Genomic DNA, 13,199 nt, shown 5'->3' with positions numbered 1-13,199 from the left:
CCGTCTATGCGCCGGGTCGGGCCTTGCGCATGATCCAGAGAAAGGCAAGGCATCCGGCAAGACCTGTGACGATGCCAATCGGCATGTCCTCCGGTGCAACGGCCAGTCTTGCCACGAGATCGGCGAGGATCAGCACCAATGCGCCCGTCAGCGCCGAGAGCGGCAGGACACGGACATTGTCTGATCCCGCCAGTGCGCGCACCATATGGGGAACCATCAGGCCGACAAAGCCGATGGCACCTGAAAATGCGACCATTGTCCCGGTGATGAGTGCAGAGATCACAAATAACATCATGCGAAACCGGACGACAGGCACGCCCAGGGTTGCCGCCGTCTCATCGCCCATCGCCAAGGCATTCAGCAAACGGGCATTGGGCAGCAGATAGCAAAGCCCGGCGGCGAGCACAGCGGCTGGGTAAATCAGGTGCTGCCATTGGGCAAGGCCGAGCCCACCGAGCATCCAGAAGGTTACGGTTTGGGTGGCGCGGGGATCTCCGAGAAAGACCAGCAGATTGCCGAGCCCGGTAAAGAAAAATCCGACAATCACGCCCGACAGTACCAGCCGGTCGGCCTGAAGGCTGCGGGTCAATCCCGCCACCAGTCCCACCGTGGCGGTGGCGAGCAGCGCCCCGCCAAATGCGAAAAGCGGTACGGTCAGCAGTCCGAAGACCATGCCGGTATGCAGCAAAGCGAGGATTGCACCAAAGGCAGCGCCGGAGGAGACGCCGAGCAGATGCGGATCGGCGAGTGGATTGCGGGTCGCTGGTTGTAGCACCGCCCCGGTTAGCGCCAGCCCAGCCCCGACAAGTCCACCGAGCAGCACGCGGGGAAATCGAACATCCCAAACGATACTGACCCGTCCCGTTGGCCAATCCACCGTAAAACTGCCCGGGACCAAGTGATTGGCAATAATCTTCCAGACGGTGGCAACAGGAATGGGAGCCGCACCCAGCGAAATACCGGCACTGACGACGATAAGGATCGTCAGAACCAGCAGGATCGGCACGCATAAGCGTTTAATGAAAGTCAAGACTTACAGACTTTGCGGATGAAAGGCTTGGGCCAGCCGGGCGATGGCATCGATATTACGCGGTCCCGGCGTTGCCTCGACATAGTCAAGCACAACGAAACGATCATTTTTCACGGCGTCGATATTCTGGAAGGCCGGGTTATGCTTCATGTAATCGATCTTCTGCTGCGCGGTCACTTCGCCATAGTTGACGATGATGATCACCTGCGGATTCCGCTCGATCACCGGTTCCCAGGACACTTCCGTCCAGCTTTTCTGCACGTCATCCATGATATTGACGCCGCCAGCCGCCTCGATCATTGCGGTCGGAATGCCGAAGCGACCGGATGTGAACGGCTTTTGTTCACCGGAATCATAGACAAAAACGGTTGCAGGCTTGTCTGTTGGACTGATTTTGGCCTGGATTTTTGCCAATTGCTGGCGATAGCCTGAAACCAATGCCTCTGCCCTGTCTTCGACCCGGAATATCCGGCCCAAGTTGATGAGGTCGATGAACATATCGTCCATCGTTGGCTTGGCCTTGGCCATGATGTGAATGCAGCTTTCCGTCAGTTCATAGACCTTGATGCCCAATGGGCTGAGGGTGTCCGGTGTCACCTCGCCGCCGACCTTCATGCCATAGTTCCAGCCGGCGAAATAGAAATCCGCATTGGCATTGAGCAGGACTTCCTTGCTCGGATATTTCGGCGATAGTTCTGGCAGTTGGCTGACACCCTCGCGCAGTTTCTTATCCAGTGTCTTCCAGCCGGAGACCCCGGTATAGCCGACCATATGGTCCTGTAATTTCAGCGCCAGCATCATTTCGGTCAGGTTAACGTCATTGGAGACGGCGCGTTGCGGGGCTGTATCAAAGGTAACCTCACGGTTACAGCTCTTGACGGTAACTGGTTCCGCTGTGGCTGCGGTGAGGCTGACTGCGGCAAAAAAGCTTGAGAGTGTGAAAATGAGAAGAGCGTTTTTCATGTATGGTCCAATGGGTTGCGGATCAGGCACTGAGCGCGAAGGAAAAATTGCGGGTTGCGCCGCCATCCGGGCTGTGGACATGGGTTTGAACGGTGAAGGCTGCGGACAGATGGTCTGCGGTCAGGACATCGCGCGGACAGCCCTCGGCAATCATCTGTCCATCCTTCAGAATGATTGCTCTTGTGGCAAAGCCTGCGGCAAGATTGATGTCATGCAGCGTGGTGACGATGGTAATGCCGAGACCGCGCAGCAGATCGAGAATTTCCAACTGGTTGCGAATATCGAGATGGTTGGATGGCTCATCCAGAATGAGCAATTGCGGGTCTTGCGCCAGCGCCCTGGCGACGAGAACGCGTTGCTTTTCGCCGCCTGACAAAGTTGCAAAATCACGTCGCGCCAGATCGGTGACATGGAGGTGATCCATGGCATGCAGCGCTCTGGCTTTGTCGTCTCCGGTGCTTTGCGACCTTTTCCAGGCGCGTTTTTGCCAGGGAATTCGGCCCATCATGACGATATCTTCGACGGTAAAAGGGAAATCTGCTGGCATTTCCTGGACTACGACGGCGATCCGGCGGGCGACCGTCCGCGGATCGATTGTCCACACATCCTGCCCGTCCAGTAGCACCCTGCCCTCACCCGGGCGCACGGCACGATAAAGGCAGCGCAGCAGAGTTGTCTTACCCGCCCCATTCGGGCCGAGAATGGCCAGGCGCTCACCAGCGGTAAGCGTAAAATCGATATTTTTTATCAGCGATCGCGCGCCAGTTGGCCCATAGCTGAGCCCCCTCACCTCAAGCGAGGCACCATGACCGTCACAGCTCATGCAGGAGCCTGCATCGGTTGACCGGACATCAGGCGTGCCGCGCCTCGGGCCGGATCGTCTGAACAAGGAACGGATGGCCACGCCTCTCGGCGGACCTGAAGTCTTATCGCTGCCATCGGAACACCCCGTCCGTTGCGGTTGAACATCTAAATGGCAGGTCTCCTGGCTTGCGGGTCGCTGTTGGCCTGCGCCTTCCCGGCTTATCGCCAGTGGCATCGTGCAGGCCCACTCGCCGCTCACAGTTGCGGGGGCAGCCACGGTTTCGGTCCCTGTTGGGTAAGCCTCACCGTATTCCCTTTTCAGCCGCAGCCTTCTTTGCAAGGCCACAGCACCATTTGGATCTATCACTGACATGGGTTGCGGTTCCGCACAAGTCCGTTTTCAAACTATATCGATAGGATGGTTTTGTTATAACGTTACATAAAATGGGTCAAGCTAAAGAGCGTGGATTTGTTCGGTTGGCTTGGTGCCAAGCCGAACAAATCCGGACAAGCTTTACGTGTTAAGGAGGCAGACCGTTGAAAGTGACCCTGGATACGGCCTCTTACTTACGGCCACCCATTTCCACAATTGGCGGTTCTGCGTCGGCGGGCAAGGGACTTTGATAGGGTTGGCCCTTACGACGGGCGACCAGATCGGCAAGGGCTGCTTCGCGTAACTGCTCGCTTTCGAAGGCGGCGCGGCCTGTGGCGGCCATGACCTTTGCCGCAGCCACCATGCCCTTGTGCGCCAGAGGGCTTTTCCCCTGCGTCACCAATTGCCAGGTGTGGAAAGGTGTGCCGATGGCGCAGGTCGGCCCATCGGCCTGCACGGTCGGCACCACCCAGCTGACATCGCCGACATCGGTTGACCCGGTCAGCAGCGGCGTGCGGTCATGGGCGGGTAAGATGAAATCGGCAAGCGGGATATCGCGCTCCGGCAGGCCTTCAAAACGCCAGGGCGCCGATTTTTCCTCCGGCGTCAACACGGCGCGGATCGTTTCGGCAAAAGCTCGGTCCGCCGCATCAAAAGCTGGTGGGCCGAGTTCCTCCCAGGCCTCCTGCATGGCGGCCATCAGTGGGCCATTGGTCAGCACGTTGGAAACGGCGCTGATCACCTGTGTTTCCAGCCGGGTCTCGGTCATCAATGCCGCACCCTCGCCAATTTTCTTCACCCGTTCCACGAGGGTCTTCATGCCTTGTAGCTCAGGGGCGCGGATCAGATAACGAACCTTGGCATAGGCCTGGACAACATTGGGTGAAATGCCGCCCGCATCGAGAATGGCGGCGTGTACGCGGCAATCGGATGGCATGTGTTCGCGCATATAATTGACGCCAACGCTCATCAGTTCCACCGCATCGAGAGCGCTACGACCCAGATCGGGATTTGATCCGGCATGGGCCGCCCTCCCCCGGAAGGTGAAATCGACACGGGAATTGGCAAGCGAGGTGGTGCGCTGCACGCCGGCGAAGGAGTTTGGATGCCAACTGATGGCAATATCCACCCCTTCGAAGGCCCCTGCCCGGACCATGAAAGCCTTGGCGGCTCCGCCCTCTTCCGCCGGGCAACCATAATAGCGCACGCGTCCGGGCAAGCCCTTTTCTTTCAACCAGTCTTTCAGGGCAGCGGCGGCCAGGAGAGCCGCGGAGCCGAGAAGGTTGTGGCCGCAGCCATGGCCGTTACCGCCTGCGGCAATCGGCTTATGTTCAGCCACGCCTGCTTCCTGGCTGAGCCCGGACAGGGCATCATATTCGCCTAGAAACGCAATGATGGGGCCGCCCTCCCCTGCTTCGCCCATCACGGCTGTTGGGATTCCGGCCAATTGTTCGCTGACACTAAATCCTTCGGCCTTCAGCATGGCGACATGCTCGGCGACGGAGGATTCTTCCATGTAGCAGGTTTCCGGCATGCCCCAGATCCGGTCGCTCAAGGCGATAAAGTCAGGCGTCTTGGTATCGATGATCGACCAAAGTGCGGCGGATGAATTGGGGGAAACGGTCATGGGGGCACCTTTGACAATAAACACCCGCCAACCATAAAAGCTTGGCGCTCAGCGGCAAGCTTTTATCCGCTGTTTTACCAGGCAATTGGATTTTGTGATGGAAAGTTAGTCATCCGGAAAGCCTGCTCTGCTGCTTCAGGAGAGCGGTTCTGTGCTTGTGTCTGCCGCGCGGGCCTTGGCTGCCTGAAGAATATCGCTGGTTTCGCGCGCCTTGGCAGCAACTTCGGAAAGCGCCTGGTTTGGAACCGCACCGGGATCTTCCTGGCCGTCGCTAAGCAGGCTTTCCTGCTCCAGATTGCTGATCAGACCTTTCAATGCTTCCGGTCCTTGCAGGCTTGCTGTCAGCAGTGAAATCAACAATTCGCGGTGGGCGTTGATACGCCCCCGCATGGTTTCCGGCGTTGCGTCCGTCATGAATGCAGGCTCCGAGCCGGCTTGGTCCGCGCTGGGGTACGGCGATGGGTGACGGCATTGTAAAGGGCAGCATATTGTTCGGCGCTTCGCTCCCAGCTGTAATGCGCCCGCATGGCTTGAAGCTGCAACCGCCGCCAATGGCGGGGTACTGCATAGGCATCTAGCGCCCGGCGAAGCGCATGACGCAGGCCTTCGGTGGTGATCTGGTCGAACTGAAAACCAGTTGCCGCCTTCGCAGACATTGCCGCGTCATTGGCATCGATAATGGTTTCCGCCAGCCCGCCAGTGCGTGATACCACCGGCACGCAGCCATAGCGCAGGGCATAAAGCTGCGTCAGGCCGCAGGGCTCGAAACGCGATGGCTGAATGATGGAATCGGCACCACCGTGAATGCGATGCGCGGTTTCCTCGTCATAGCCGATCTTGACGGCCATGCGGCCAGGAAAACGCTGTGCGGTCTCGATCAGCGCCTGTTCCAGCCCGCGATCCCCCTGCCCGAGCACGATCAGCTTACCGCCGCCGTCGATGATCTCGCTGGCGGCTTCTGCCAGCATATCCATCCCTTTTTGCCATGTAATACGGGTAATGGCGGCAAACAGTGGACCATCATCATTGTCCAGGCCGAACTGGTTTTGCAAATCCACCTTGTTCAACCGTTTGAGGCCGATGGTTTTCTGATCAAAACGGGAGAACAGATGCGGATCGGTGGCCGGGTTCCAGATTTCCGGATCGATGCCATTGACGATGCCGCGCAGCTTGTCCTTGCGCTGCCTGAGAACGCCCTCAAGGCCCATGCCAAAGCGTGGCGAAAGGATTTCGCGGGCATAAGTCGGGCTGACGGCGGTGATCATGCTCGACGTCATCAGACCACCCTTCAGGTAGCTGATATCCCCATAATACTCCATGCAGTCCGTCGACATCACGCTTGGCGGCAGTCCGATGGAGGGCAGCAGGGCAGCATTGAACTGGCCCTGGAAGGCCAGATTGTGAATGGTCAAGACCACAGGCGTTGTGCAATCCATGTGCCGCAAATAGACGGAGGTCAGAGCAGTTTGCCAGTCATGAGTGTGAACGACATCGGGAACCCAGCCCGGCAGGCTGCCAGCGGCAATTTCGGCGGCGGCCAGAGACAGGACCGCAAATCGCTTCCAATTGTCGGCATGGTCAAGGCCGTTCTCGTCCACATAAGGGCCACCCGGACGGTCGAACAATTGCGGCGCATCGAGTATGAAAAGGTCGAGACCATGAATGCTTGCGGCATAGAGCGCGGCGGATTCGCCAAGAAGGTCTTCGAAAACCAACAGCGGCGGTTGGTCCCGGATCAATCTGCGGACATTGCTATAGCCTGGAATCAGTGTCCGGGTGGCTACACCAAAATTGGCGAGCGCCTTTGGCAGAGCGCCCGTGACATCGCCGAGACCGCCAGTTTTAACGAGTGGAAAAATTTCCGAAGTGACGGAGAGCGATCGCAGACTCTGATCGATGACATTGCCTTTCTGCATGCGTTGCGGAAGGCAGCGGATTCCAGCCGCAGCGGTCGCCATGTCCTGCCGGTCTGAAAAAACAGGTGCCATCAGATTATCTTTCGCTTGCGTTTCGTCGCTGCGGCAGGCTTTGGATCTTGGTGCGCATCGGCGATCTCAGCTTCTGGGCTTTGTCTGGTCTTGGCGGCCTGAGCCTTGGTCGTTGGAGCCTTAGAAGTTTGCGTTTTGGCGGCCTGGCTCGCGCGCTTGAGCGCGCCTGCCTTGGCCTTTTGCGCAGATTGCGAAAGTTCGTAAAATTCACGATGGGCCTGTTGCCAATGGGCATCGTCCTTCCCGTGTGGCTTGCCCTCTTCTTCCCAAAGGCTATAGGCTCGCTTTTCGATCCACTCTTTGTCGGACGGCTTCATCGTTTATCTCCCATTGACCACCCCTCTAACGTGAAATCGGCCGTTTCTGTTCCGCGAACGGCGGTCATTTAGTGAAATTTTCATCGCTGACTTCACGGATAGGCAGAAGGGCGTAGAGATGCGGTCCATCAACGCCCTTGGCAGACAAGGAATTATCGCTTTTTCAGGAACAATAACCCTCGCCCATCTGTTTTCGACCCGAGCGTCACACACGAAGAGAAGACAGTGGGACAAAGGAGAAGACAATGGAATTGATTGGCACCTTGGTGCATCCTGAAAAGGGCGGACGGTCTGGATACAATGTCGAGTTTGTTTCCGACAGTGGCGATGTGGTCTCCGTACAACTCAAACAAAGCGAAGGACGGTCTCTGACACGCGAAAATGCGCCTGAGGCAGCCAGGTCTTTGCTGGAGGAAATCAGCACAAAAGAGGTCGTTGAGGGCGGTACACGCCACGCCGACCAAGCCCGGCGGGATGAGGGGGACCGTGATCTCAACGATGCCCTGGAAGATACCTTCCCTGCCAGTGACCCTGTCTCGATGGCGACGACCAGCACCATCGGTGGTACGGGAAATAATGACAACTGATCATGGCATAAGACCGGTTGGCCAAAAGTTGACAGGTTGACATCTGTCAACGCCGACTGAGGGGCCGACTGAGGGCTTGTGCGCGCAAAGGTATGTGCGTCACTCGCGGGTCAGCAAAAAGAAGAATGGCCTGTCGAAATCACGATGCTCCATCAGTCCGAGACAGCGGCGGTCATCGATACGGCGAAAATGGTCAATGATCGGCTTTTCGTCATAGATCATCGCTGCACTGACAGTGCCGCCCAGGGCGACGGGCCTTAGTCTTGCTTTTGGCCGGCCCGAGGCAAAAAACCGCCCTAGGTTACGGACTGCCACCCTTCCCACGACGTTGTTGAACAGTCTAGGTGATGCCAGCAAAAGCCGCAGTGGAATGAAGAACGGGTTTAACGGATAGAAACCGAAACGGTCGCGCATGATAAGCGGATGCCCTTCGTCGGCAGAGACGAAATTCTTTCCGTGCCAACCAAAAGGCGGCATCAGGCCATCTATAGGATGATTTGTCGCTAACTCCTGCCCGACCCACATGCCGATCATGTCATCGACTTCAAGGGCAGGCAGTTGGAGAAACCTGGCAATTGCTTCTTCGCCCGTTGTGCCATGCTGTTGCCATTGGGTCAGCCAGTCCGTATCTGCAAAAGCCTGTGTGGTCACGGCAATGTGTTCCCGCTTTCTAGAGTTTCCGGTCCGGCGCATTGCATGACGTTTTCCCTTGCCTCATGAGACTCCTGTCCGGGTGATGGTTCTGGACTTTTTGCTTGTTGCGCTTTCTATGCGGCAATTATGCGTTGCTGCTATCAACATCACTTCACGGCATTTGTTCCTCTTGGGGCTGTCACGCTGCGTTGAACCTGGGTGAGGTATTGTGTTTGCGAATATTTCAAGCCTTTGATCCCTTTGATCCGCCTTCAGAAAACGAGCCGGATGTATGACCGGATTTGTTTGAAACGCTGAAAAGTGATGGCAGGTGTGCACCAGTGGGGTTTGCATCGTTGAGATGAATGGCCTACTCCCTAAGGCGTGAAATAGTTGACATATGACAAATGCCAAGAGGCGCCATTGCCCTCGCATTGTCAGTGAAGAATGGACGAGCGGCGATTATGACGCGGTTTTTACCCGATAAATTCACCCTGATGCTTGTGCTTACAGTAGCTCTGGCTTCAGTCTTGCCGATCAGCGGGCAGCCGGCCGTTTATTTCGGCTGGGCAACGAAAGTTGCGATTGCGGCGCTGTTTTTTCTGCATGGCGCCCGCCTGTCGCGCGATGTCGTGATTGCCGGGATGCTGCATTGGCGACTGCATCTGTCGATCCTGGCCGTGACATTCGTGATCTTTCCTTTGCTCGGCCTCGGGCTGGGGTTTTTCGTGCAGGGCTTCCTGCCGTCCTCGCTTTATCTTGGCATTCTTTATATCTGTGTCCTGCCATCGACCGTCCAATCGTCGATTGCCTTTACCTCCATGGCAGGCGGCAATGTGCCAGCGGCGATCTGTTCAGCCTCGGCCTCTAATATTTTCGGCATGATCCTCACCCCCCTGCTCTGCGGGCTGCTGCTATCGGCCGGTGGCCATGGGGGGATTTCGCTCGATGCGGTCTTGCAAATCTTCGTGCAATTGCTGCTTCCGTTCATTGTGGGGCAGTTGCTGCAACCCTTTATCGGCAATTGGGTCAGGGCGCGCAAATCCTTGCTGTCGCCAATTGATCGCGGCTCAATCCTGATGGTGGTTTATGCCGCCTTCAGCGAGGCGGTCATCGAGGGGATCTGGAAGCATTTCTCGCTGGCCGATATTGGCGCGGTCGTCGTGGTCGATATCGTCTTGCTGGCATTGGCGCTGATCATCACCACCTTCGGCAGCCGGTTGCTCGGCTTTTCCAAGGAGGATGAAATTGCCATCACCTTTTGTGGCTCAAAGAAAAGCCTGGCCTCCGGCGTGCCGATGGCCAGCGCGATTTTTGCCGGACAAAGCATCGGTGCCATCGTCATGCCATTGATGTTGTTTCACCAGATCCAGCTGATGGCTTGCGCGGTGATCGCCCAGAAATATGCGGAAAAGCGCAAGTTGAAAGAAGCCGAAGTGGTGGTTGCTTCGGCCTGATGCGCTTTTATACTAAGCATCTGACATGCTGGTGCATCCTCGCCTTGAAGCTATTCTCAGGAAAAGGCAATTTGAGCTTTCATGGCCTTGCTCCGGTCGGATGCGATGGTGAAGGCTGAAAGTGCGTCTTCCAGAGGCACGGTGTGGGTAATCAGCGGCTTAACGTCGATCAGTCCCTTGCGCATCAGCTCCACCCCGACCGCAAATTCACTGTGGAACCGGAAGGAGCCGCGCAGGTCAAGCTCCTTGGCGGTAATCGCCATCATCGGCAGTGTCATGTCGCCGCCAAGTCCGAGTTGCATGATGACGCCGCGTGGGCGCATGGCGGAAATTCCGCCTGCTAGCGCCGAGGCAACGCCGGTGCATTCGTAAAGCACATCGAATGTGCCTTTCCCCACAGCGTATTCTGCAAGGCCGTCCGGCTGGGCTGCGGTGTTGATCACCCGGTCAGCACCCGCCGCCTTGGCCAATGCTAGCGTGAAGTCCGAGAGATCGGTGGCAACGATTTCTTTCGCTCCGGCTCTGCGAGCGGCAATGATCGACAAAACGCCAATCGGGCCGCAACCGGTGACCAGAACCCGCTTGCCGAGCATTTCGCCTGCCCGCCGCGTTGCATGCAATGTGACGGCCAGCGGTTCGGCCATCGCCGCCTCCCCCGCGCTCAGTCCATCCGCGACCACGCATTGGCTGGCATCGGCGACAAGGCTTTGCCGGAACGCACCCTGGATATGCGGAAAGGGCATGGCGCTGCCGTAAAACCGCATATTGATGCATTGATTGTGCAGACCTTCCTGGCAATAGGCGCAGGTGTGGCACGGTCGTGACGGTGAGACGGCGACGAGTTGGCCAATCTCCAGTCCTGTGACCCCTGCCCCCAATGTCTCGACATAGGCCGAGACTTCATGGCCGAGGATCATCGGTTGTTTCAGTCTTACAGCACCAAAACCACCGTGATTGTAATAGTGCAGGTCGCTGCCGCAGATGCCGCCGGTGGCAAGCCGCAGTTTTACTTCGCCGTGACCGGGCTCGACCTCGTCCACCTCTTCGATGCGAACGTCTTTTGCTGCATGGGCAACAATGGCTTTCATGGATTTATCCTCATAAAACCGGGGTGGGCAGAGCCTGGCCGGCGAAATGTGCGGTTAGATTGTCGCGGACCAATTGGCCCATGGCCTGGCGGGTCTCAAGCGTGCCGGAGGCGTGGTGGGGTTGGAGCAGGACGTTGTCCAGCGCCAGGAAGCGTGGATTTAGCTTGGGCTCACCTTCGAACACATCCAGCGCGGCGGAGCCAAGCCGTCCGGTTTCGAGTGCTTCCAGCAAGGTGGCTTCATCAATATTCGAGGCACGGGAAATGTTGATCAGCATACCCTCCGGTCCTAGCGCCTCGATGACATCGCGTCCGATGATATGCCGTGTATCGGCGGATGCAGCCAGCGTGACGAATAGGAAGTCCGAGTTTTTTGCCAGGTTCACCGGGTCGGCAACGAATGTCATGCCCTCGGCATATGGCTTGGCTGAGACATCGCTGTAGGAAATCTGCATATCGAAGCCTTTGAGGCGCTTGGCGACCTCAAAGCCGATGCGGCCAAGGCCCAGCACCCCTGCCCGCCTGCCCCAGACCCGACGTTTCAGCGGATAAAGGCCCTTTGCAGCCCAGCTGCCATCCTTCACCCAGGTCTCAGCGCCGATCATGCCCCGCGATTGGCACAGCATCATTGCTATGCCAAGGTCGGCGACGTCATTGGTCAACACATCGGGCGTATTGGTGACGCGGATGCCGCGGTCACGGCAGGCGGCGAGATCGACAGCGTCATAGCCGACCCCGTAGACCGAGATGATTTCCAACTTCGGGCAGGCGTCTATCATGGCGCGGTCAGCACCGAGTTCGCCCCTTGTGGCAATGCCTTGAATGCTTGGTCCGACGTGAGCAAGGAAGGCGTTCTTGTCGGCTGCATCAAAATAGCGGTGCACGGTGAACTGGTCGTTCAAAGGGCCTTCATCCCAGGCGGGATAGGGTCCGACCTGCAAAATCTCCGGCTTTGCCACTTTCTTTTCCTCTCCTTGATGAACCTGTTCTAAAAAACTTGACAGGAAATGTTATCGATAACATAAACAGGTTCAACAAATGTTGTCGAGATAAAAGTGGAGGATGCCATGTCGCTTGGTCTTTTCGATCTGACGGGACGCCGCGCGCTGGTGACAGGGTCTTCGCAAGGCATTGGCTTTGCCCTGGCGCAAGGTTTGCGGGCGGCGGGCGCGACCGTCATCGTGAATGGACGCGATGAAGCCAAACTTGCCGCCGCCGCCGCCCTGATCGGCGATGGCTGTGATATTCTGGCTTTCGACGTCACCGATCATCAGGCGTCGCGCGATGCCGTCGATGGCTTCGAGGCCAAAAAAGGCCCTATCGACATTCTCGTCAATAATGCCGGCATGCAGTTTCGCGGCCCTCTGGAGGAGTTTCCGGCTGACGCTTTCGAGCGGTTGTTGCGCACCAATATTTCCAGCGTCTTCAATGTCGGCCAAGCTGCGGCCCGCCATATGATCAAGCGCGGCGCTGGCAAGATCATCAATATCGCCAGTGTGCAGACGGCGCTGGCCCGGCCTTCGATTGCTCCTTACACGGCCACCAAGGGCGCGGTCGGCAATCTCACCAAGGGCATGGCGACCGACTGGGCAAAATATGGGCTGCAATGCAATGCCATCGCGCCAGGCTATTTCGATACGCCGCTGAATGCAGCGCTGGTTGCCGATCCTGATTTCTCCACATGGCTGGAAAAACGTACGCCAGCAGGGCGCTGGGGCAAGGTTGAGGAACTGGTGGGTGCCTGCATCTTCCTGGCGTCTGGCGCATCATCTTTTGTCAACGGCCATGTTCTGTATGTCGATGGCGGCATCACGGCCTCGCTCTAGGAGCGGGGCGATGACAAAGCTTGTCCTCATGGGCGTGTCCGGCTGCGGGAAATCCTCCGTTGGTGCTGCATTGGCGGCAAGGCTCGGGGCGGTCTATATCGACGGGGACGACCTGCATCCGCCGCAAAACATTGCCCGGATGCAGGCGGGCATTCCGCTTGATGACGCGGATCGATGGCCATGGTTGGAGGCGGTCGGAACCCGCCTTGCCGGGGAACAAGGCGTGACCATTATCGGATGTTCGGCGTTGAAGCGGGCTTACCGCGACAGGATCAGGGAAAAGGCTGGTGGTGCTGTGCGTTTCATCCATCTGGCTGGCAGCCATGCCGTGATTGCCGGACGTGTCACCGAGCGACCAGGGCATTTCATGCCTGCCTCGCTGCTCGACAGCCAATTTGCAGCGCTTGAGCCGCCGCTTGCGGATGAACAGGCGGTGACCGTCGATATCGATCAGCCGCTTGACAGTCTCGTTGCGGCGATTGTTTCGGCCATAGGGGAGGAATGATC

The 13,199-nt window shown here is 57.7% G+C and carries 14 protein-coding genes and 1 riboswitch; of the genes, 4 read left to right on the top strand and 10 right to left on the bottom strand.

The window, feature by feature from the left end:
* Window positions 1–4: 4 nt before the first annotated feature.
* The 7 genes from IEI95_RS06970 to IEI95_RS06940 all read right to left on the bottom strand — a co-directional run bounded on the left by IEI95_RS06970 (window position 5) and on the right by IEI95_RS06940 (window position 7,102).
* The gene (locus IEI95_RS06970; protein ID WP_420481786.1) at window positions 5–1,030 is read right to left on the bottom strand and encodes a FecCD family ABC transporter permease; all 1,026 of its coding nucleotides are present in this window, start codon (window positions 1,028–1,030) and stop codon (window positions 5–7) included.
* A gap of 3 nt (window positions 1,031–1,033) precedes the next feature.
* Window positions 1,034–1,993 (bottom strand): ABC transporter substrate-binding protein, encoded by a 960-nt coding sequence (locus tag IEI95_RS06965; protein WP_194416185.1) that lies wholly within the window; start codon window positions 1,991–1,993, stop codon window positions 1,034–1,036.
* A gap of 22 nt (window positions 1,994–2,015) precedes the next feature.
* The gene (locus IEI95_RS06960; protein WP_194416184.1) at window positions 2,016–2,816 is read right to left on the bottom strand and encodes an ABC transporter ATP-binding protein; all 801 of its coding nucleotides are present in this window, start codon (window positions 2,814–2,816) and stop codon (window positions 2,016–2,018) included.
* A gap of 135 nt (window positions 2,817–2,951) precedes the next feature.
* Window positions 2,952–3,167, bottom strand: a riboswitch (cobalamin riboswitch).
* 193 nt (window positions 3,168–3,360) lie between these two features.
* Window positions 3,361–4,797: an amidohydrolase gene (locus IEI95_RS06955; protein WP_194416183.1), complete on the bottom strand. Its 1,437-nt coding sequence runs from the start codon at window positions 4,795–4,797 to the stop codon at window positions 3,361–3,363.
* Between the two features lie 135 nt (window positions 4,798–4,932).
* Complete coding sequence (locus tag IEI95_RS06950; protein WP_156531915.1) at window positions 4,933–5,211, bottom strand: hypothetical protein; 279 nt, start codon at window positions 5,209–5,211, stop codon at window positions 4,933–4,935.
* Entirely contained in the window at window positions 5,208–6,683 is a 1,476-nt protein-coding gene (glgA, locus tag IEI95_RS06945) for a glycogen synthase GlgA (protein WP_194416277.1), read from the bottom strand. The genes IEI95_RS06950 and glgA overlap by 4 nt, the downstream gene beginning before the upstream one ends.
* Before the next feature lie 101 nt (window positions 6,684–6,784).
* Window positions 6,785–7,102 carry a DUF2934 domain-containing protein gene (locus IEI95_RS06940; protein WP_156537931.1) on the bottom strand — a complete coding sequence of 106 codons (318 nt, stop codon included), beginning with the start codon at window positions 7,100–7,102 and terminating at the stop codon, window positions 6,785–6,787.
* A 245-nt stretch (window positions 7,103–7,347) separates the two neighbouring features.
* Between IEI95_RS06940 and IEI95_RS06935 the strand changes: the two genes are divergently transcribed.
* Window positions 7,348–7,689 carry a hypothetical protein gene (locus tag IEI95_RS06935; RefSeq protein WP_156531917.1) on the top strand — a complete coding sequence of 114 codons (342 nt, stop codon included), beginning with the start codon at window positions 7,348–7,350 and terminating at the stop codon, window positions 7,687–7,689.
* Between the two features lie 99 nt (window positions 7,690–7,788).
* Here IEI95_RS06935 and IEI95_RS06930 read toward each other — a convergent pair whose 3' ends face one another.
* Window positions 7,789–8,340, bottom strand: a complete 552-nt coding sequence (locus IEI95_RS06930; protein ID WP_158212731.1) for a DUF4334 domain-containing protein — start codon at window positions 8,338–8,340, stop codon at window positions 7,789–7,791.
* A 446-nt stretch (window positions 8,341–8,786) separates the two neighbouring features.
* On the opposite strand from IEI95_RS06930, the gene IEI95_RS06925 reads away from it, so the two are divergent.
* Complete coding sequence (locus IEI95_RS06925; protein ID WP_087729710.1) at window positions 8,787–9,779, top strand: bile acid:sodium symporter family protein; 993 nt, start codon at window positions 8,787–8,789, stop codon at window positions 9,777–9,779.
* A 56-nt stretch (window positions 9,780–9,835) separates the two neighbouring features.
* On the opposite strand, the gene IEI95_RS06920 is transcribed toward IEI95_RS06925, so the two are convergent.
* Together IEI95_RS06920 and IEI95_RS06915 are read right to left on the bottom strand one after the other, a co-directional pair.
* Window positions 9,836–10,867 (bottom strand): L-idonate 5-dehydrogenase, encoded by a 1,032-nt coding sequence (locus tag IEI95_RS06920; protein WP_156531918.1) that lies wholly within the window; start codon window positions 10,865–10,867, stop codon window positions 9,836–9,838.
* Between the two features lie 10 nt (window positions 10,868–10,877).
* Window positions 10,878–11,825 (bottom strand): 2-hydroxyacid dehydrogenase, encoded by a 948-nt coding sequence (locus IEI95_RS06915; protein ID WP_194416182.1) that lies wholly within the window; start codon window positions 11,823–11,825, stop codon window positions 10,878–10,880.
* Between the two features lie 108 nt (window positions 11,826–11,933).
* On the opposite strand from IEI95_RS06915, the gene IEI95_RS06910 reads away from it, so the two are divergent.
* Together IEI95_RS06910 and IEI95_RS06905 are read left to right on the top strand one after the other, a co-directional pair.
* A complete protein-coding gene (locus tag IEI95_RS06910) occupies window positions 11,934–12,692 on the top strand; it encodes an SDR family oxidoreductase (RefSeq protein WP_156531920.1) in 759 nt (252 codons plus the stop codon).
* A gap of 10 nt (window positions 12,693–12,702) precedes the next feature.
* On the top strand, window positions 12,703–13,197 hold the full coding sequence (locus IEI95_RS06905) for a gluconokinase (protein ID WP_156531921.1): 495 nt from the start codon (window positions 12,703–12,705) through the stop codon (window positions 13,195–13,197).
* Window positions 13,198–13,199: the final 2 nt, after the last annotated feature.

Origin of the sequence: Agrobacterium vitis, assembly GCF_014926405.1 — a bacterium.
Classification (GTDB): Bacteria; Pseudomonadota; Alphaproteobacteria; order Rhizobiales; family Rhizobiaceae; genus Allorhizobium; species Allorhizobium vitis_H.
This window is presented reverse-complemented; position numbering and strand designations above follow the sequence as displayed.

Bases quoted from the DNA above. Each gene is read 5' to 3' on its own strand.
- IEI95_RS06910 (WP_156531920.1), top strand. From the start codon at position 11,934: ATGTCGCTTGGTCTTTTCGATCTGACGGGACGCCGCGCGCTGGTGACA.
- IEI95_RS06925 (WP_087729710.1), top strand. From the start codon at position 8,787: ATGACGCGGTTTTTACCCGATAAATTCACCCTGATGCTTGTGCTTACA.
- IEI95_RS06905 (WP_156531921.1), top strand. From the start codon at position 12,703: ATGACAAAGCTTGTCCTCATGGGCGTGTCCGGCTGCGGGAAATCCTCC.
- IEI95_RS06955 (WP_194416183.1), bottom strand. From the start codon at position 4,797: ATGACCGTTTCCCCCAATTCATCCGCCGCACTTTGGTCGATCATCGAT.
- IEI95_RS06965 (WP_194416185.1), bottom strand. From the start codon at position 1,993: ATGAAAAACGCTCTTCTCATTTTCACACTCTCAAGCTTTTTTGCCGCA.
- IEI95_RS06920 (WP_156531918.1), bottom strand. From the start codon at position 10,867: ATGAAAGCCATTGTTGCCCATGCAGCAAAAGACGTTCGCATCGAAGAG.
- IEI95_RS06960 (WP_194416184.1), bottom strand. From the start codon at position 2,816: ATGAGCTGTGACGGTCATGGTGCCTCGCTTGAGGTGAGGGGGCTCAGC.
- IEI95_RS06950 (WP_156531915.1), bottom strand. From the start codon at position 5,211: ATGACGGACGCAACGCCGGAAACCATGCGGGGGCGTATCAACGCCCAC.
- IEI95_RS06940 (WP_156537931.1), bottom strand. From the start codon at position 7,102: ATGAAGCCGTCCGACAAAGAGTGGATCGAAAAGCGAGCCTATAGCCTT.
- IEI95_RS06935 (WP_156531917.1), top strand. From the start codon at position 7,348: ATGGAATTGATTGGCACCTTGGTGCATCCTGAAAAGGGCGGACGGTCT.